The organism is Bacillus sp. FSL R10-2201, from assembly GCF_038008665.1.
Classification (GTDB): Bacteria; Bacillota; Bacilli; order Bacillales; family Bacillaceae_G; genus Bacillus_A; species Bacillus_A mycoides.
The window spans coordinates 4,455,165-4,473,736 of record NZ_JBBOZP010000001.1; the positions used below are offsets into that span (position 1 = coordinate 4,455,165).

General features: G+C 37.6%; 20 protein-coding genes. 2 read left to right on the top strand and 18 right to left on the bottom strand.

Translation table 11 applies throughout. The features are described 5' to 3' along the window. Nucleotides 1–50: 50 nt before the first annotated feature. From NSQ69_RS23055 to NSQ69_RS23065, 3 genes are all read right to left on the bottom strand, one after another. Entirely contained in the window at nt 51–1,067 is a 1,017-nt protein-coding gene (locus NSQ69_RS23055) for a CamS family sex pheromone protein (RefSeq protein WP_002129446.1), read from the bottom strand. A 113-nt stretch (nt 1,068–1,180) separates the two neighbouring features. Then, complete coding sequence (ytxJ, locus tag NSQ69_RS23060) at nt 1,181–1,507, bottom strand: bacillithiol system redox-active protein YtxJ (protein WP_002067603.1); 327 nt, start codon at nt 1,505–1,507, stop codon at nt 1,181–1,183. A gap of 2 nt (nt 1,508–1,509) precedes the next feature. Further along, a complete protein-coding gene (locus NSQ69_RS23065) occupies nt 1,510–2,019 on the bottom strand; it encodes a DUF948 domain-containing protein (RefSeq protein WP_050001013.1) in 510 nt (169 codons plus the stop codon). Nucleotides 2,020–2,206: 187 nt separating this feature from the next. Between NSQ69_RS23065 and NSQ69_RS23070 the strand changes: the two genes are divergently transcribed. Beyond that, a complete protein-coding gene (locus NSQ69_RS23070) occupies nt 2,207–3,322 on the top strand; it encodes an aminopeptidase (protein ID WP_341099706.1) in 1,116 nt (371 codons plus the stop codon). 37 nt (nt 3,323–3,359) lie between these two features. Here the strand turns inward: NSQ69_RS23070 and NSQ69_RS23075 are convergent, their stop codons facing one another. The 15 genes from NSQ69_RS23075 to NSQ69_RS23145 all read right to left on the bottom strand — a co-directional run bounded on the left by NSQ69_RS23075 (nt 3,360) and on the right by NSQ69_RS23145 (nt 18,088). Beyond that, on the bottom strand, nt 3,360–3,794 hold the full coding sequence (locus tag NSQ69_RS23075) for a hypothetical protein (protein WP_002129451.1): 435 nt from the start codon (nt 3,792–3,794) through the stop codon (nt 3,360–3,362). 16 nt (nt 3,795–3,810) lie between these two features. After that, on the bottom strand, nt 3,811–3,993 hold the full coding sequence (locus NSQ69_RS23080) for a hypothetical protein (RefSeq protein ID WP_080021407.1): 183 nt from the start codon (nt 3,991–3,993) through the stop codon (nt 3,811–3,813). Then, the gene (locus tag NSQ69_RS23085; RefSeq protein ID WP_002164959.1) at nt 3,990–4,394 is read right to left on the bottom strand and encodes a PH domain-containing protein; all 405 of its coding nucleotides are present in this window, start codon (nt 4,392–4,394) and stop codon (nt 3,990–3,992) included. Before NSQ69_RS23085 ends, NSQ69_RS23080 begins: the two co-directional genes overlap by 4 nt. A gap of 76 nt (nt 4,395–4,470) precedes the next feature. Continuing rightward, a complete protein-coding gene (locus NSQ69_RS23090; RefSeq protein WP_002138670.1) occupies nt 4,471–4,962 on the bottom strand; it encodes a GNAT family N-acetyltransferase in 492 nt (163 codons plus the stop codon). Beyond that, entirely contained in the window at nt 4,959–5,507 is a 549-nt protein-coding gene (locus NSQ69_RS23095; RefSeq protein ID WP_341099707.1) for a GNAT family N-acetyltransferase, read from the bottom strand. The genes NSQ69_RS23090 and NSQ69_RS23095 overlap by 4 nt, the downstream gene beginning before the upstream one ends. A 172-nt stretch (nt 5,508–5,679) precedes the next feature. Further along, entirely contained in the window at nt 5,680–6,990 is a 1,311-nt protein-coding gene (murC, locus tag NSQ69_RS23100; RefSeq protein ID WP_341099708.1) for a UDP-N-acetylmuramate--L-alanine ligase, read from the bottom strand. Between the two features lie 251 nt (nt 6,991–7,241). Next, entirely contained in the window at nt 7,242–8,360 is a 1,119-nt protein-coding gene (locus NSQ69_RS23105) for a nicotinate phosphoribosyltransferase (RefSeq protein ID WP_002015597.1), read from the bottom strand. A gap of 61 nt (nt 8,361–8,421) precedes the next feature. Further along, nucleotides 8,422–12,672, bottom strand: coding sequence for a DNA translocase FtsK (locus NSQ69_RS23110; protein ID WP_341099709.1), 4,251 nt, complete (start codon nt 12,670–12,672; stop codon nt 8,422–8,424). Between the two features lie 156 nt (nt 12,673–12,828). Beyond that, nucleotides 12,829–13,785, bottom strand: coding sequence for an N-acetylmuramoyl-L-alanine amidase (locus NSQ69_RS23115; protein ID WP_002015615.1), 957 nt, complete (start codon nt 13,783–13,785; stop codon nt 12,829–12,831). A 40-nt stretch (nt 13,786–13,825) separates the two neighbouring features. Then, a complete protein-coding gene (locus tag NSQ69_RS23120) occupies nt 13,826–14,170 on the bottom strand; it encodes a hypothetical protein (RefSeq protein WP_002015616.1) in 345 nt (114 codons plus the stop codon). Between the two features lie 144 nt (nt 14,171–14,314). Then, entirely contained in the window at nt 14,315–14,929 is a 615-nt protein-coding gene (ytpR, locus tag NSQ69_RS23125; RefSeq protein ID WP_002089041.1) for a YtpR family tRNA-binding protein, read from the bottom strand. Then, a complete protein-coding gene (locus NSQ69_RS23130; RefSeq protein ID WP_341099710.1) occupies nt 14,926–15,738 on the bottom strand; it encodes a DUF1444 domain-containing protein in 813 nt (270 codons plus the stop codon). The genes ytpR and NSQ69_RS23130 overlap by 4 nt, the downstream gene beginning before the upstream one ends. Nucleotides 15,739–15,817: 79 nt before the next feature. Further along, entirely contained in the window at nt 15,818–16,132 is a 315-nt protein-coding gene (locus NSQ69_RS23135; RefSeq protein ID WP_002015619.1) for a thioredoxin family protein, read from the bottom strand. Nucleotides 16,133–16,215: 83 nt separating this feature from the next. Next, the gene (locus NSQ69_RS23140) at nt 16,216–16,725 is read right to left on the bottom strand and encodes a DUF84 family protein (RefSeq protein WP_002089045.1); all 510 of its coding nucleotides are present in this window, start codon (nt 16,723–16,725) and stop codon (nt 16,216–16,218) included. Between the two features lie 289 nt (nt 16,726–17,014). Then, the gene (locus NSQ69_RS23145) at nt 17,015–18,088 is read right to left on the bottom strand and encodes a M42 family metallopeptidase (RefSeq protein ID WP_002089046.1); all 1,074 of its coding nucleotides are present in this window, start codon (nt 18,086–18,088) and stop codon (nt 17,015–17,017) included. Between the two features lie 148 nt (nt 18,089–18,236). On the opposite strand from NSQ69_RS23145, the gene NSQ69_RS23150 reads away from it, so the two are divergent. Continuing rightward, entirely contained in the window at nt 18,237–18,548 is a 312-nt protein-coding gene (locus NSQ69_RS23150; RefSeq protein ID WP_002015622.1) for a PepSY domain-containing protein, read from the top strand. The last annotated feature ends 24 nt before the right edge of the window (nt 18,549–18,572 follow it).

The following is an 18,572-nucleotide window of genomic DNA, read 5'->3' on the forward strand; positions in this document are numbered from 1 at the left end:
CTCGAAGTATTCACTTTTTCAGTAGCCTCAGCTTAAAAACTGTCTTTTCATTATAAGAAAGAAACAAACGGTTTATCGCTGTTCTTCTCTTTTATAATAACAGCCTCGATTTTATTCTCGGACTTTATTTGTAATTGAACTTTAGCATCTTTAGGAAATTGTTCTAACATACTTTGAGCAGCCGTTTGAGAGAGTGCCATTAATTCTGACTTACCGTTATATTTAACGACAATATCCATCTTTAATTTATCCATCTTATTTTGCTTATAAGAAATCTTAGCATTAACAGGGATATAATCTCCTGGAGAAAATGCCTTCATTGCTTTAGAAAAATCCTTTAGCTTATCATTATCTTCTCCATGTGCCCCCTCAAATTCTTGAGAAGGATACGAATACGACTTTTCATCAATAGTATCCCAATTTCCAAGATTAGTCTCGTTCTTTTGAACAGTAGCGCTTGAAATATAAGTACCATTCTTTAAAGAACTTGTACTTTCTTGCTTAAATATAGCAAACGTAATTGGAGATTTGTTATATTTATCATTTTTATTAATAGCTTCTATAAGCCCCTTAGCGACTTCAGTACCTTTAGAAATAGCTTCCTCATTAGATACACTTGAAGACATAGATAAACCAATAACAACGCCAGATAAGCTTAGTTCATTTGAATTTTGTTTGCCGAAGTAGTCCTGTTCTATAATATTAGTCAAAACTGGTACTTCTTGTTTCGTAACTAATTCATCAATTGTTTTCTCTGGAATATATTGATTTAATTGTAATACGTAATTTTCTGTATCGAATTGTTTTGAAGCAATATCCATTAAACCATTTTCATATTCTGCTAAATCTAGTTTAGAATTAGTTTTAACATTAACTGTATTAATTACCTTTTGTTCTTTTAAAGGAATAACAGTTCTATAGTAATCCTTAGAAACAGCAGTTCTTGGAATCATACTTTTTTCTTTCGTATCTTTCTGTACAACTTCATCCTTCTTCTCAATAGTATTATTGCTGCAAGCCCCCAGTAATAAACTTAAGCTTGCGATGCATAATGCCATTTTCTTCATTGCTTAAAACCCACTTTCAAAAGTCAATTTACTTAGTTTTAAAGTATCTCTAGTGTACCACTAAATATATTGCAACAAAATAAAAAAGAAGCAAGCCCTTCGCTTGCCTCTCCCTATTTTACATTCTCTTCTAAAGCTTCTTTTTTAATATTCCAGTGCGATGTATGCCATACTACCATTCCATCTTTTATGTATAACACTTGCGGAGATTCATGCTTAATGCTGTACTGCTCTGCAACATGGTTCGAAACATCTCTCGCCTCTTGTACGTATAAGTAATATGCTGGCACTTCTCTTTCTTCACCGCAATACGCTTGAAACTCAGTATATGCACCGTGACTAATTGGGCATGTCGTACTATGCTTAAAAAGAACGTAAGGCTCGTTCTTTTCTACTAACGCTTCAAGTTCTTCAATCGTTTCAATCTTCATCATACTCATCGTTACTCACCTCTCATGCGAAGTCTAGAGCGCTTCTCTCTCTTTTCAGCCTTCTGCTCAGCTCTCTCAAGTTTACGCTCTTCTTTTTCAACCTTTTTCTCTTGTCTCGTAGTACGGTAATGGTTGTATACTTCAATTGCTGCACTGCTCCACTGTACAACTTGTGCCACTTTATCTGCATTATTTTCAATTTCGTCCGTAACAGACTCTGAAACGTTGCGAAGCTTCGTATTTAAAGAGTGGATCGTCGTTCCGATTCCATCCACACCTTCTACTACTTTATTTAGCGACTGTGACTTCTGTTGAATATCATCAGCTAACGCATTTGTCTTATGTAATAATTGCTCCGTCTCTACGCTTATTCCTTGCATTTGCTTTTCTAAACCTTCTAACGTGCTCGCAACGTTTTCTAACGTCTTCTGAACCGATAACAACGTTCTGCATACATACACTACTAATACTGCGAAAGCAACCGCGATAATAGCCGCACTTACATATAGAAGAACTTGCATTTCATCACTTCCTTTATCTTTTTCATACTTTCTCCCATTATACAATCATTTTCCGTTTCATTCTAATCCCTATCTTTCCATTAGAATTTTCATACTTATTCGTTAACTTTAACATAAATGATTCAACAAATTCCACTAAGTAGGTTACAATAGGAGAGGTTACATAATTAGTAGGGAGGCTTTACATATGAAAGATCCACGCATTGAAAAGTTAGCATACAATTTAATTAACTACTCTATTCGTTTACAAAAAGGCGAAAAAGTATTAATTGAAAACTTTGGCTTACAAAAAGAACTTGTAACTGCACTTGTAAAAGAAGCATATGCAGCTGGTGGTTTCCCATTCGTTTCTTTAAAAGATCATCAAGTAGATCGCTCTTTATTAATGGGTGCTACTGAAGAACATTTCGAACAAATCGCTGCATATGAAGCGAGCGTAATGAAAGATATGGACGCTTATATCGGCCTTCGCTCTGGTGATAACATTAACGAACAAGCTGACGTTCCAAGTAAACGTATGAAAGTTCACGGCCAAACAATTGGCAAAAAAGTTCATAGAGACATCCGTGTTCCGAAAACACGCTGGGTTGTTCTTCGCTACCCAAATGCTTCTATGGCGCAGCTTGCTAAAATGAGCACAGAAGCTTTCGAAGACTTCTACTTCGAAGTTTGTAACTTAGACTACGGTAAAATGGATAAGGCGATGGATAGCCTTGTTACATTAATGAATAAAACAGATAAGGTTCGCTTAACTGGCCCTGGAACTGACTTAACATTCTCTATTAAAGACATTCCAGCTATTAAATGCTCGGGTCATTTAAACATTCCAGATGGTGAAGTATACTCTGCACCAGTTCGCGATTCTGTTAACGGTACAGTTTCATACAATACACCATCTCCTTACAACGGTTATACATTTGAAAATGTACAACTTAAATTTGAGAACGGTCAAATCGTTGAAGCAACTGCAAATGATACAGAGCGCATTAACAAAATCTTCGATACAGACGAAGGCGCGCGTTTCGTTGGTGAGTTCGCAATCGGCGTAAACCCATACATCTTACATCCAATGGGAGACATCCTATTCGATGAAAAAATCGATGGCAGCTTCCACTTCACACCTGGACAAGCTTATGATGATGCATGGAACGGCAACAACTCTAACATTCACTGGGATTTAGTATGCATTCAGCGCCCTGAATACGGCGGCGGTGAAATTTACTTCGACGACGTATTAATCCGTAAAGACGGACGCTTCGTTGTAACTGAACTAGAAGCTTTAAACCCAGAGAACTTAAAATAATGAAAAACGCTCGGAATTTTCTCCGAGCGTCTTTTTATTAATATTGTAATAAATCTTTCGCCACATCTTCTGGCACTTTAAAACTCATTTTCTTATTTTTCATTTCAACTTCGACATAAGGGACATCTTTATATACTGTCATAGTACCAATTTCATGTAACTCTTTTTTATCTTTACCCGAATCCAATAATTTCGGTGTATCCTCTTGATACATTTTAAACGTTTTCCCTTGCGGAGTATCTAAAGGAGCCGATTCCATTTCCCACTCATCCATTTTGATTGATTCAAACAACTTTGTGATTTCTTTCTTATCGGTAATTGTTTTTTTATCACTCGAATCAATAAGCGATTCAATTTCAATTTTTTGTGCCTTTTCTAAACTAACATCAGACTTCTCTTTCTTCGCACTACATCCTATTAAAAGAATGGATGCAGTTAGCAGAAACAAAAACAACATATAGATCTTTTTCATTTCTAATCCCCCTACTTTATATGGAGCTATTTTTCTCGCTTTTTGTATGCTGAAAATGAAAATAAAATAAAAGCGTCACTGCGATAGTACCTATTAATATTGGGACATATAAGGGCAGATCCCATTTCATATATACTCTAGTGCAACCAACAAGCACAAACAAAATTTCCAAACAAAACAAAAGTTTTACATATTTCATTTCTTACCTACCATTTCTATTTTCACATATGGATTTTCTTTCGCGATAAGCGCCAAAAATTCATCCGGATCTTGCGGCATCGCAATCATATGTACTTTATATGCATTCGTTGTAATCTCAAATGATTTTCCAACTTGACGAATAACTCTTATATCTTTTAATACAACGTCGTCATTTAAAATTCCGTATTTTAAAATACCATTTTCTACTTTATGTTTTTTAATGAACATTTCCCAAACGAGAGGGACATTTACAATAAAACATAATCCCATCCCAATTAGAGCTGAAGCCCAATCCCCTTTTCTTGTAAAGAACATAACTATTGGATATATCACCATAAAAGCTAACGTTATACTAACGAAAATTATTCCTAACTTACTTCTCTGAATTGGAAAGTTCATACCCACACCCCTAATCCAAATTATACCATCATTTCCATTTTAGTTCATAAAAAAAGATCATTTATGAATGACCTTTTTAAACAGTATACCTATAAAATTTCTTATCTACCTCTAGCACTGGAAAACTTTTTGGCAACTCTTCTATACTCACGCTTTGAAAACCATTCTTTTCGTAGAAACGGTGTGCTGCTAGAAATTTAACTGTTGTTCCTAAATAAATGTCTTCCAAGTTCTTTTCTTTCGCCCAAGAAATTGCCGTTTGAAGTAGCGTATGTGATGCGCCCCATTCTTTTCCGCGGAACTCTTTCTTCACGAACATTTTTCTTAGCGCTACTTGATGCTTTCCAATATCTAATAAAGCTACCGTTCCAACTACTTTCCCATCATAAGTTGCTACCCAAAAATTTCCGTTGTCCCTTTGATAGAACGTTTCTATTTCAAGTAAGTCCGGCTGCTCTTCTTTCGTAATAGGGACATTGTACTCTTTTCGCTGAATATGAACGATAAGATCTACTACTTCCTCTTGAAACATACTTTCATACGGAATAATACAAATCTTCTCGTTCATCGAATCTTCTTCCATTCTGAAGCTAGTAAACTATACACAGCGATATCTTGGAAATGATCATATATCCATTCTTCATCTCTTAAAATACCATCTAATTTAAAACCTAAACGTTCTGGAATCGCACGACTTTTCGCATTTTCAACACCGCAACGAATTTCAATTTTATTCAGCTTTAAATTATCAAATGCGTAATGAAGCACAGTCTTCACACTTCGCGTCATAATACCTTTCGCGCCAGCATCTTCTGCAAGATAATAACCAAGACTCGTAGCTTTCTTACCCCAGCTCACCGGATGAATCCCCACCATCCCAACGAGCTTTCCTTTATAACGTATGCCAGCTTCAAACCCATCGCCCTCTGCAAATTTCTTTAACCACATCGGAAAAATCTCATTATACGCATCAGCTGATTTCGTCCCATCTACCCATGGAAGCCATCTTCTTAAATGATTACGATTTTGATCTATTAATTCATATAGTCCCTCTTTATGATGTTTTTCTAATAGTTGTAGTTCGATTTCTTCATCTACTCGAAGTGTGAACATATTTTTTAGCTCCTTTTAGTTTTCTTATTATTCTAACATTTAAAACTAAAGAAATGCACCATAATATATCAACGTTTTTTGAAATATATCGGCTTACCAACTAGATTCGACAACGCTGTACACCCACAACAGCACAAAAAAGACGCACAGCCATAGCTATGCGTCTTTTTTCTTACTTCTCTGCAACTTGAACTTCTTTTACGTAAGCTGCTTCGAATTTTTGGATGTCACCTGCGCCCATGAAAATAAGAACGCCGTTTTTATGTTTCTTTAACACATCCGTTGTTGTATCTGTAATTAGTTCTGCGCCATCGATACGTTTTTGCAGATCTTCAATTGTTAATTCACCTTTGTTTTCACGTGCTGATCCGAAAATATCACATAAGTATACTTGGTCAGCTTTACTTAAGCTTTCCGCGAACTCATCTAAAAATTTCTCTGTACGTGAGAATGTATGTGGTTGGAATACAGCGACAACTTCACGCTCTGGATGTTTTTGACGAGCTGCTTCAATCGTTGCATTAATTTCTGTCGGATGGTGTGCATAGTCATCAATGATAACTTGTTCTCCCATTGGCTTTTCATTAAAGCGACGTTTTACGCCTTCAAAAGTTGTTAGCTGATGCTTAACTGCTTCTACATCAACGTTTTCATAATGGCAAAGCGCGATTACTGCTAATGCATTTAATACGCTGTGATCGCCGTATCCTGTAATTTTGAACGTGTCATAATACGTATTACGAACGAATACATCGAATATAGTACCATCAGTTCTCTTTTGAATGTTACGTGCTTGGAAATCATTATCTTCTCCAAATCCATAGAAAATAACAGGTACTTTCGCTTGAACTTTTTGAAGTTCTTCATCATCACCACATGCAATAATACCTTTTTTCACTTGCAATGCCATCTCTTGGAATGCATTAAATACATCATTGATGTCTGCAAAGTAATCTGGGTGATCGAAATCGATATTTGTCATGATTGCATAGTCTGGATAGTAAGACAAGAAATGACGACGATACTCACAAGCTTCAAATACAAAATACTTACTATTTTCTACCCCATGCCCCGTTCCATCTCCAATAAGGTATGATGTTGGGTGTGCACCTTGCATTACATGGGCTAACAAACCAGTTGTTGATGTTTTTCCATGTGCACCAGTTACAGCAACACTTGTGTACTGATTCATAAGATCACCTAAGAAGTGATGGTAACGATGTGCTGGGATATTTAATTCTTTTGCTGCTACGATTTCTTCATGCGTATCAGGAAATGCATTTCCTGCGATAATCACTTGTCCTTCTTTAATATTATTCTTATCAAAAGGAAGGATGGAAATACCACGCTTTTCCAATGCTGTTTGTGTAAAGAAACGCTTTTCATAATCAGACCCTTGAACAGTATGCTTCATGTCATGAAGAATTTGTGCTAATGAACTCATTCCTGTTCCTTTAATTCCTACAAAATGGTAAACTGTCATCTTAAAGAACCTCCAACATTTCGAACTAATACAACGGCCTATCTATAAGACAGTATATGAATCTTTTCTTATTTTGGTAATCATCATACATTTCTGATGCAGTGAATTTCTTTTTATATTCACTTATCAGTGATAAACTCGTACGTACTTCTTTTATGTCCATAACACATTTATTATAGCAAAAAACAAGCCGCTATACTATGATAACAGAAAAACTGATAGGGTCAATCACCTATCAGTTTTTCTCGCTTTTACATATCTTCTTTTGTTTCTAATTGAACACGCTCTAGACGTGAATTTGGACGGTATTTACGACCAGCTTTTGCTTCTGGTTTTCCATTTAATTCTACGTTATCACCAGTAAAACCAATATTCATTTTTAATAAGCTACTTCCTACTCCGTATATATCGACAGGAACATTTTGAGCTTCAAATTCACGAATACGCTTCTCATCAAACCCACCAGTTACAACGATATCTACATGTTGGAACCCTTCCTCATCAAGAGCCTTACGAAGTGCAAATACAAGTGATGGATTTACACCACGTGGATCGAATGTTCCAAGTACTTCTGGGTGACGAATGAAGTATTGATCAATCATTGTGCGAGACGTATCGACACGTACACCTTTTAATGTTGATCCAAATTCACGCGCTACGCGAAGTGCATCTGTGATGACATCATTGTTATAATCAATTAGTACGACTAATTCATCTTCTGGGAATTTTTTATGATATGCCTTTGCAGCTTCAACAACATCACCATTAAACATTTGAATTAAAGCGTGAGGCATCGTCCCCATACCACTTCTGCCCCACCATTCATTCATTGCATGCGTCGCTTGCGCGCTCATACCTCCGATGTATGCCGCATAGCCGTCACCAGCTTGTTGCGTATAATGATCGTCACGATCTCCCATGAAAATAACCGGTTTTTCTTTATCTACACTACGTGCAGCTTGGACAACGTTATATACGTTTGTCGCAACTGATGTACGACGAGCTAAAATCCCATCAATTACACCTTCTAAAAAGCCGAAGTATTCATAAGGACCATGAATTGTTAAAACTGTTTCAAATGGACTAATATTATCGCCATCCTTTAAAGAATGAATTTCTAATTCCTCAGGATTTTTGGCAAATGTTTGTAGCAATGCGATTACCTCATCTGCTCCGCAAAGAACTGCATGTTCTTTTTGAAAAAACTGCATTGTTACAACGCTTTTCGGGCGAAATTCTTCAATGATTTCTCTAGTTTTTAAAAAGTAAACGGCAGAGAACCAGCCTTCTCCAACACGTTCATCAAATTTAAATGTTTTATTTGTTAGTCGATTTATTTCACCTTTTAATTTTAATTCAATTTCTTTCATGTCGCTTTACTCCCTACTTTACTATCCAACATTTTCTATTAGTATACAGCAAAACCGTTTCCTATACATTTGTTTCCTGCATAGCAGCGAATTCATCCTCAGAAATAAGGACATCTCTCGGTTTCGTTCCTCTTCCTTCAGAAATAATCCCTTGCGACTCCATCTCTTCAATTAGACGTGCCGCGCGATTATAACCTATGCGGAATTTTCTCTGTACAGAAGATGTGGACGCTCCCCCTTGCTCTACAACAAATTGACATGCATCAAAAAATAGTTCATCTTCAGACTCACTCTGCTCTGATTTTGCTAATAAATCCTCTTGCTTAAATAAGTAGTTTGGCTTCATTTGCTTTTTCACATGATCAACTGTTCTTTCAATCTCATCATCTGATACGTATACACCTTGTACACGAACAGGCTTAGAGGTGCCGTTTCCTAAAAATAGCATATCACCACGACCAAGTAACTTCTCCGCGCCCCCAATATCGATAATCGTACGCGAATCAACTTGAGATGATACTGTAAACGCAATACGCGTTGGAATGTTTGATTTAATTAAACCTGTAATAACGTCTACAGATGGACGCTGCGTCGCAACTAATAAGTGAATACCACAAGCACGCGCTTTTTGTGCAATACGACAAATCGCTTCCTCCACATCACCAGGAGCAACCATCATTAAGTCCGCTAACTCGTCAATGACAATTACAATATAAGGTAATGTCTCACCTGGGATTTCTCTACCACTTACAATCGTATTGTAACGAGTTAAATCACGAGCACCAGCATGAGCAAACAATTCATAACGACGTTCCATCTCTTCAACCGCCCACTTTAACGCAGCTGTAGCTGCTTTTACGTCAGTAATAACAGGTGCTACAAGATGTGGAACAGAATTGTATGGTGCAAGCTCAACCATCTTCGGATCAATTAGTATCAACTTCACTTCATGCGGCTTCGCTTTATATAAAATGCTCGTTAAAATCGCGTTAATGCACACACTTTTCCCTGAACCAGTTGCACCCGCAATAAGTCCATGTGGCATTTTTCGAATATCCGTTACAATTGGATCACCGGAAATATCAAGCCCCAGCGCAACTGTAAGCGGTGATTCACTCTTTGTAAATACAGGACTTCTTAAAATTTCACGCAGGAATACTGGCTTACTTTCCTTGTTTGGAACTTCAATTCCAATTGCACTCTTCCCTGGAATTGGCGCTTCAATTCGAATATCTTTCGCAGCTAAACTTAACTTAATATCATCACTTAAATTTGTAATTTTATTTACTTTCACACCTGGGTCTGGTTGTACTTCAAAACGAGTTACCGCCGGCCCTTGTGACACATTAATAACATGTGCTCCAACATGGAAATTATTAAATGTCGTATTTAATAATTCTTCCTGTTCTTCTAGCCACTCCGTATTATCTAATGCTGCCTGCTGTGGAATTGACAACAACGTTAATGGCGGAAGTTCATACTTCGGTGGCGCTTGTAGTACGTTGCGCATATCATTCTCTTTTTGATTTACAACATATGCTTTCTCTTGTACTTCCGTACTTGAAATTGACTCTTGTACTTGTCCAGCCACCACTACTTGTTGCATCGGTTTTTCTTCCACTTGCGGTTCCACTACCACTTGCTGCATCGGTTTTTCTTCCACTTGAGCTTCTACTACCACTCGCTGCATTGGTTTTTCTTCCACTTGGGCTTCTACTACCACTTGCTGCACTGGACTTTCTTCCACTTGCGGGTCTACTACCACTTGCTGCACTGGTTTTTCTTCCACTTGCGGGTCTACTACCACTTGCTGCACTGGTTTTTCTTCCACTTGCAGGTCTACTACCACTTGCTGCATTGGCTTTTCTTCTGCTTGTGGTTCTACTACCACTTGCTGCACTGGCTTTTCTTCCACTCGCTCACTGACAGTTGATTGCATTACGTTCGTTCTTGCCGCATGTCTTTCCATTAATTTCTTTCTATCCTGCTTTAACATGACAACATTAAATGGGACATGACGTTTTTTCTCACGTTTCGGTTCTTCTATTTGTAAAGCAGGCTGTTCTTCAGCAACTTGCTTCTTTTCTTCCGCTTCTTCAATTAAAACGTTCGCAAAGTTTTGAACATCTTTCTTTGTTTGCTCATCCGTTTCTGAAACTGGTACGAATACTTCACTTTCTTCCTTGAACGTAATTGTTTCTTGTTGAGAAATCACTGGTTGCTCTGCAACTGGTGTATTTTCCACTAAATCTGTATTCATCGTTTCTTCAATTACTGTTTCTTGAGAAATTGGTTCTTCTTCCTTAGTACCCTCTAACTCCGCAACTTCTTCTGTCGCTTCCTCAGATTTCTCTAATTCCACAACTTCTTCTGCTTCTTTAGATTCCTCTAATTCCACAACTTCTTCTGTCGCTTCCTTAGTTTCTTCTAATTCCACTACTTCTTCTGTCGCTTCCTTAGCTTCTTCTAATTCCACTACTTCTTCTGTCGCTTCCTCAGATTTCTCTAATTCTGCAACTTCTTCTGTCGCTTCCTTAGTTTCTTCTAATTCCACTACTTCTTCTGTCGCTTCCTCAGATTTCTCTAATTCTACAACTTCTTCTGCTGCTTCCTCAGCTTCCTCTAATTCCACAACTTCTTCTGTCGCTTCCTCAGCTTCCTCTAATTCTGCAACTTCTTCTATTGCTTCCTCAGCTTCCTCTAATTCTGCAACTTCTTCTATTGCTTCCTCAGTTTCTTCTAATTCCACAACTTCTTCTGTCGCTTCCTCAGTTTTCTCTAATTCCACAACTTCTTCTGCTGCTTCCTCAGATTTCTCTAATTCTACAACTTCTTCTGTCGCTTCCTCAGCTTCCTCTAATTCTGCAACTTCTTCTATTGCTTCCTCAGTTTCTTCTAATTTCACAACTTCTTCTGTCGCTTCCTCAGGTTTCTCTAATTCCACAACTTCTTCTGCTGCTTCCTCAGATTTCTCTAATTCTACAACTTCTTCTGTCGCTTCCTCAGATTTCTCTAATTCCACAACTTCTTCTGTCGCTTCCTTAGCTTCTTCTAATCCCACAACTTCTTCTGTCGCTTCCTTAGATTTCTCTAATTCCACAACTTCTTCTGTCGCTTCCTTAGCTTCTTCTAATTCCACAACTTCTTCTGTCGCTTCCTCAGATTTCTCTAATTCCACAACTTCTTCTGCTGCTTCCTCAGGTTTCTCTAATTCCACAACTTCTTCTGCTTCCTTAGCTTCTTCTTCAAAAGCATCTGATATTTCTATAGTAATTGTTTCTTCAAGCTTTTCATCTGCTTTTACAATCACTACATCTTCTAAGGTTTCTTCTTCGACTTGATTTGCTGCAACTTCAGCAACAGTTTCTTCTATTTCTGTATTACATTCATTTTCTTCTGTTAATATCGAATACACATGCTCTACTTTAGAATCTATTGACTCTTCTTGTAAAGTTTCTTCGTTATCTTCTGTAGATGATAACGCCACTACATCTTGCTCCTGCTTCAAGGCTTGTACAATTGTAGCCTCTTTTTCCACATGCTGTCCTACTGTTTTATGAAGCAAATCATCACTTAGGCTTTCTTCTAATGAAGGGGCTTGACGTTCAACTTCGTAACCGTTTTTCTCTAACCATGTATCCACAACCGATTTTTCTTCTACTTTATTACTTCGTTCGTTCACTCCGTTCTTAACAGATGAACTTCCTTGTAGAACTCCCGAAAAGTCAGATAATGTATATCCCTTTTTCTCTAACCATGCGTCAACAACAGCTTTTCCTTCAACAGATATTTCAAGATCTTCTCTTACCTTTTCTTCCTCCTGCACAACCTTCGTTTCTACTGAAGGACGGTTATATCCATAAATCGGAGAAATCATTTCTGTTGGACGAAATGGTCTACGGTTACTTTCTTGCGACGGTACGAATGCTTTTTTTACGACAGGCTCTGGTTCCGGTTCATATTGCAATTCCGGTTCCTCATATGTAGGTGCTTCTGTTTCCACATACGGTCGTCTGCTTCTTTCCACTTTTATTCCTCTTTGAGTAGGCTGTTCTTCATATGCTCCTCTTTGAATAGGTTGTTCTTCAAAGTTAGGCAGTTCTCTTACATCCTCCTCATCGAAGCCATTATCTGGTATTAATGGAAAACGACATTTCCCTGCATTCCGACTTGCCATTTGTGCTTCTCTTGCTTCAGTGTAGTGGTTTACACGAGGAATTTTCGGCTGACTTTCAATTTGTGCCGGTACTTCTTTATTCATCACTGTTTTTTCTTCCTCTTTGTTAAACAGCTTTTTCATCCAATCTAACATGTTTACCACTCTTTCTACTAAATAGTAACATCCTTTATTGTATCAGCATTCGGCAAAAAGTGCAGGTAAAATTAAGCATATTAGTTTTATCCATAATATTCTAATTCACGATTGTTTTTCATATAGAAAAACGAGGTCTTACATGTAAGACCTCGTTTAATCTTTACCCTTCCGATATTCATCCACACTATCCGTTACACTTTGCAATAAGGAATTTACATACTGTGGGTCAGATAATTTTTTGTCTTCTTCAGGGTTTGACATAAATCCAAGTTCTAATAGTACTCCTGGAACTTTTGACCAATTAAATCCAGAAAGATCATCCCGAAATTTAATTCCATTTACTTTCACTTGATGATTCTCTCTCATTTTATTTACTATCGTTTGAGAGATTTGAAGACTTTCAGCATAAATCTCTTTCGTATACGGACTTCCTTCTGCCGGTGTCAATACAGCAAATCCACTTTGATTTGGATTTTCAGAACCATCTGCGTGAAGGCGCAAAAATAAATTCGCTTTATGATCATTCGCGAATGTTGCTCGTTCCTTATTACTTATATCAACCTCATGTGACGTTCTCGTCATCAATACTTGTATACCTTTTGCTTCCAGTTTTTCTTTCAATATAAAAGCCATCTCTAATACAAGAACTGATTCCCTCTTTTTCGTTACAACCCCCGCTGTTCCGTCTGTTACTTTATATTTTTGCGTAGTTGCTCCTGGACCAATTGCCTCTAAATTTAAATTCGCTTTTTGTTGATGCCCTGGATCAATAACGACGAGAAACTTTTCTTGTTTTTCATTACTCTCTACTTTTTGTTCATTATTTTGTACTGGTTGCTCAGTTGGCTGCAGCGGCGTAGTTTCCTCTTTCTTTTCCTCGGCCGGCACTTCCTCCTGCTTATGTTCCACTTGCTCATTCGTTTGAATTGCTTGCGGTTGTTCTTTCTTTTCTTGTTCTTCTTGCTGCTTTTCTACCGGTGCGTCTTCCTTATTATCTTTGTTTTTTTCTTGTATAGAAGATGTTGTTTCTTTTTTCGGCTCTTCTTGCGAACAACCTCCCATATATATTCCAATGACTGCAATAGCGCTCATTATTTTTATATACTTCATTTTTCTCTCCTATCACTTTGCACCGGTCTCAAAGTTTTTCTTATAATTGTTTTATAATTTCATCCATATTTCCAATATGAACGGGTTGCCACGTTTCTGTACCACGCTCTGCGGTATAGACTAGATAAGCATCATCAGCTACATTTACGAAAACAGGATCCCCCATATCCGTTTCATATCCGATAACAATCCATTCCTCTTTCCATTTTCCACTTTCTTCACTTATTAATGAATTTTTATGTTTATCATATCGATAACCGATTTGTCCTTTTTCTAATTCATTTTCGCTAAACACATATATTTCATAGGAACCTAGTTCGATATCTTGCTGTTTTGAAGTTTCAATTCGTTTCAGAAGTTCTGCAATTTTTGGTTGTTGTTTCATACGTCTACCCCCTTCTTTTTTCTAAATTTTACCTAATCCATTTTTGAAATACAATATAGATTTTGAGAGGAAACGTTACAATCCTAGAAATTTCGTACAAAAAAAATAGCCTCACATATGCGAGACTACTTTTTCTAACATCAATTAAAATTTAAATTCTTGTCCAACTTCAAAGCTATCTTCTAATACAAGAATACCTTTTTCTTCTGGAGCATCTGGAAGCTCTAATTCACGTGCAGAGCAAATCATTCCAGAAGAAGGAACACCGCGAAGTTCAGCTGGTTTAATTAACATACCACTCGGCATTACAGCACCGATTTTTGCAACAACAACTTTTTGTCCTGCATCAACGTTTGGTGCACCACATACGATTTGTAATGTTTCTGTACCGATTTCTACTGTACAAATGTTTAATTTATCAGCATTTGGATGCTTCTCTTTTTCAGCTACATAGCCTACAACAAATTTCGGCGTGAAATCAGCTTCTACTTTTTCTTCAAAGCCATTCTTCGCTAAAATTCCGTTAATTTTTTCAACAAACTCTTTCGTTAATGTAACGTTTCCGTTGTCTGTTACTTCTACATAAGAAGACGCATTAAAGATGTTGAATCCTGCTGTTACGTTGCTTTCACGATCGTATACGCGAGCAACATCTCCTTTGCGGTCAAATGTACGGTTTTCTAAAGTAATATCTTGTAAGGTAACAATTAAAGTGTCACCAATTCCTTCAAGGTTGTAAAAAACGTTCACTTCGTTCATCCTTTCTCTTTTCCATCTGTCTTCTTCCGATTCTTCGCTAAAATAAAGATTGGTTCAAAGTCCCCATCTTCATATACGAATGAAAGTGATGTAATCGGAACATGCCCTTCGGCAAAAAATTTCATTGTCATTTGTGCAATAATATCATAACCGATTTCGTTGACGATATCAGCAATAATTAATACATCTTGGTGAGGAACTGCAACAACCATATCACCAGAGATCTTTTCACGCATCGAGTGTAGTAACGATTCGTTTAAAATACGACTCGCATCGTATCCATCATTTGTGTTTAAAAAGTAGAATGTATTACCTGCTACTGTCTCCTGCTTAAATTCATAGCCTAATGAGCGAGCATTAAATAATGCCATTTCACGTACTTGTTCCTCTGTAAGCTCTAATTTTTGCAATAAGCGCTCATCAATTAATCGATATGTTTTATTAGAATCTAGCGCATAGTAAATACGTGTTTCCGCCGTATGGTCCGTCATAATAAACGGATTTCCTTCTTCTGATTGTTTCGGGAAAGAAGTAGAGCGAATAACAGGTAAAATTTTCGCCGTGCTATTTTCTTCTTTATGCATTGCAATTAGCGCTTCTTGTACGTAATAAGCGACCTCTTCAATTGCTTTTTCTTTGTTCACTTCCCATTTTGCAACTACTCCTGGAAGTGATACGTTAATACCTTTTTTCGAGTCTGTTTGTTCAATACGAAGAACTTCTTTCTCGCTATCATAATGAAAGTCCCATTCTGTTCGAGATAATTTCTTCATTAACTCGTCTTTCATCTTTTTACTTGTCATTTTCATCTCTTTTTCCTCCCTTCCAAAAAAATAACCTCCCCCGCGAAGGTAGAGGTTGTTTTTACAATTCAATTGGCTAATTGTCTTATTTTAAACCTTCAATAAACTCTTCGATTTGCTCTTGTGTTTTACGATCTTTATTTACATAGCGTCCAGTTTCTTCACCTTTATTGTACGCTACAAAGCTTGGAATGCCAAATACGTCTACTTTCACGCATAAATCAATAAATTCATCACGATCTACATAGTAAAATGAGAAGTCACTATACTTCTCTTCCACTTCTGGCATAAATGGATCAACGAAACGGCAATCTGGGCACCATTCTGCTGAGAACATGAAGACTACATTCTCTTCATTTTTTAATTCTTGGAATTGTTCCATGCTTTCTAATGATTTCATCTATATTTCCTCCTCTAACGAGTGCACTTTTTCACACTATAATCTTTTCTTTATACTACCATACATCGCGCATGGTGCAAGGTTTATGCTTGCTTTTCATCATACTTATATTGCCCAACAAGTAACTTAACAACGTGTACAAATAATTCCGTTCGGTCGACATAATCATCTGTAAAAATACCGATAGCACCTTCGTGACTACGAATATCTTTTCGCTCTACAAACTCTTCCATCACTTCACTTAGCTCTTTTCCTTCTTCAAGCGGTGCTAAAAAATCGTCTGGTAACTTAATACGCGCCCCGCCCGCAACAAATGTTTTACCTTCAATCGTCGCTAAAGCACCCCAGTTACACATAAATAACCCATGCTCCGTTTTCATAACGCCGCCTTCTAGCCCAATGCCGATATGAGCTGCACCTTCCTGCAATGCTCTCTTCGCTCTATTTACTGCTCCTTGCATCGTCTCTTCATCTGAAAAAGGCTGATTTGCTACTCCTGATGGAACAGAAAGAGATGTAATTTCAGCATCTTCCCAAACCTTCTCCACAGCCCCAACCTTCGTCTTATTCTTCGATCCAACTACTACCTTCATTTCATTCACCTCTATATAAATTCATCATTCTATCCTAATACTAGCCTCGAACACCAAATCAGTCTTCATGACTGAGATTTATACCGTAGTGCGCCTGACCGCACACACGCATCTCTGTGTCATCTCTCCCACCTAAAAAAAGAAAAGGTTTTCCAAAAACAGCCTTCCTCTCTCTTCCTATCCAAGGTCTTAATACACCATTCGAGCACCAACTAGGCACTGACCGCTCCCATTCATCGCTGGGTCATCTATTCAACCTAAAAAAAGAAGGGTTTTTCACCCTTCCTCTTTACGCGTTATTCTTAATTGTCTCTAACGTCGTTTTGTCCGTTGCTCTCACAAGCTTCGTAATTAATTCCTTCGCTGCCGCATAATCATCAACATGTAAAATAGAAGCATGTGTATGAATGTAGCGTGCACAAACACCAATTACTGCTGATGGGATACCAGAGTTACTTGTATGCACACGGCCCGCATCTGTACCACCTTGTGAAATAAAGTATTGGTACGGAATGTTATGTGTTTCTGCTGTATCTAAAATGAATTCACGCATTCCTCTATGTGTTACCATTGTACGGTCATAAATACGAAGAAGAGCGCCTTTTCCTAATTGACCGAACTGCGTCTTATCACCAGATGCATCATTTGCTGGACTTGCATCAAGCGCATAGAAAATATCTGGTTGAATCATATTTGCAGCAGTTTGTGCTCCGCGAAGACCTACTTCTTCTTGTACAGTCGCACCAGAGTATAATGTGTTTGGTAATGTTTCATCTTTTAATTCCTTTAGCAATTCGATAGCAAGGCCACATCCATAGCGGTTGTCCCAAGCTTTCGCCATAATTTTCTTTTCATTTGCCATTGGCGTGAATGGGCAGATTGGAACGATTTGTTGCCCTGGCTTTATGCCAATTTCAATCGCATCTTCATAACTATCTGCACCTATATCAATTAACATATTTTTTATATCCATCGGTTTTGCACGTTGCGCATCACTTAATAAATGAGGAGGAATGGAACCAACAACCCCAATAACAGGACCATTCTTCGTCATAACTTGTACACGCTGAGCTAATAGTACTTGGCTCCACCAGCCACCTAACGTTTGAAAACGAAGCATCCCATTTTTCGTAATTTGCGTAACCATGAAACCTACTTCATCCATATGACCTGCTACAAGAACGCGCGGGCCAGTTTCGTCCCCTTTTTTCAGACCAAATACGCTACCTAAACCGTCTTGCACAATCTCATCAGCATATTTGCTTAATTCTTGCTTCATAAAACTGCGCACATCATGTTCAAAACCTGATGCACCTTGTAATTCTGTTAACGTACGAAATAATTGTAATGTCTCTTTATTCACGAAGTCCCCTTCTTTCAAACCTTAGTAGAATACCTCTTTTATTGTAACGAAATTTTCGAAATGTTTCTAGTTTCTTCTTTTTTAGTTGCATTTGCATTATAATTATTATTGGTACACTATTTTTATTTTACAGAATTGAGGTGAATATATGAGCTGGAAAGGTTTAGTCACAGGTCTTGGCGTTGGATTCGCAGCTGGTTATTTCGTTGCAAACAAAGTACAAGAACAATCCCATATTTCTTCAGAAAAAGCATTGAAAATGGTGAAACAAGCATTAAGTCATAAAGGTGAAATTACTGGCTCTTGGGTACATATGGTTCCAGAGGCATTTGAAAAATATGATGTCGCGTACGAAGTTTATCGCGGCGGTCTTACAACGATGTTAGATGAAATACAAGAACGATTTGAATTTTTAGTTGATGCTAAAACAGGTACTGTTTTAGAGGTTATAGCAGCATAAAAAGAGGTTTCCCATTAGGTGAAC

Excerpts from the sequence above, each read along its gene's own strand:
- NSQ69_RS23115 (WP_002015615.1), bottom strand. The coding sequence starts at position 13,785 with ATGAAGTATATAAAAATAATGAGCGCTATTGCAGTCATTGGAATATAT.
- NSQ69_RS23135 (WP_002015619.1), bottom strand. The coding sequence starts at position 16,132 with ATGAAATCATTAGAAAGCATGGAACAATTCCAAGAATTAAAAAATGAA.
- NSQ69_RS23070 (WP_341099706.1), top strand. The coding sequence starts at position 2,207 with ATGAAAGATCCACGCATTGAAAAGTTAGCATACAATTTAATTAACTAC.
- NSQ69_RS23080 (WP_080021407.1), bottom strand. The coding sequence starts at position 3,993 with ATGAAATATGTAAAACTTTTGTTTTGTTTGGAAATTTTGTTTGTGCTT.
- NSQ69_RS23090 (WP_002138670.1), bottom strand. The coding sequence starts at position 4,962 with ATGAACGAGAAGATTTGTATTATTCCGTATGAAAGTATGTTTCAAGAG.
- NSQ69_RS23120 (WP_002015616.1), bottom strand. The coding sequence starts at position 14,170 with ATGAAACAACAACCAAAAATTGCAGAACTTCTGAAACGAATTGAAACT.
- murC (WP_341099708.1), bottom strand. The coding sequence starts at position 6,990 with ATGACAGTTTACCATTTTGTAGGAATTAAAGGAACAGGAATGAGTTCA.
- NSQ69_RS23105 (WP_002015597.1), bottom strand. The coding sequence starts at position 8,360 with ATGAAAGAAATTGAATTAAAATTAAAAGGTGAAATAAATCGACTAACA.
- ytpR (WP_002089041.1), bottom strand. The coding sequence starts at position 14,929 with ATGAACGAAGTGAACGTTTTTTACAACCTTGAAGGAATTGGTGACACT.
- ytxJ (WP_002067603.1), bottom strand. The coding sequence starts at position 1,507 with ATGAGTATGATGAAGATTGAAACGATTGAAGAACTTGAAGCGTTAGTA.
- NSQ69_RS23065 (WP_050001013.1), bottom strand. The coding sequence starts at position 2,019 with ATGCAAGTTCTTCTATATGTAAGTGCGGCTATTATCGCGGTTGCTTTC.
- NSQ69_RS23150 (WP_002015622.1), top strand. The coding sequence starts at position 18,237 with ATGAGCTGGAAAGGTTTAGTCACAGGTCTTGGCGTTGGATTCGCAGCT.
- NSQ69_RS23095 (WP_341099707.1), bottom strand. The coding sequence starts at position 5,507 with ATGTTCACACTTCGAGTAGATGAAGAAATCGAACTACAACTATTAGAA.
- NSQ69_RS23130 (WP_341099710.1), bottom strand. The coding sequence starts at position 15,738 with ATGAAAATGACAAGTAAAAAGATGAAAGACGAGTTAATGAAGAAATTA.
- NSQ69_RS23110 (WP_341099709.1), bottom strand. The coding sequence starts at position 12,672 with ATGTTAGATTGGATGAAAAAGCTGTTTAACAAAGAGGAAGAAAAAACA.
- NSQ69_RS23075 (WP_002129451.1), bottom strand. The coding sequence starts at position 3,794 with ATGAAAAAGATCTATATGTTGTTTTTGTTTCTGCTAACTGCATCCATT.
- NSQ69_RS23055 (WP_002129446.1), bottom strand. The coding sequence starts at position 1,067 with ATGAAGAAAATGGCATTATGCATCGCAAGCTTAAGTTTATTACTGGGG.
- NSQ69_RS23140 (WP_002089045.1), bottom strand. The coding sequence starts at position 16,725 with ATGAAGGTAGTAGTTGGATCGAAGAATAAGACGAAGGTTGGGGCTGTG.
- NSQ69_RS23085 (WP_002164959.1), bottom strand. The coding sequence starts at position 4,394 with ATGAACTTTCCAATTCAGAGAAGTAAGTTAGGAATAATTTTCGTTAGT.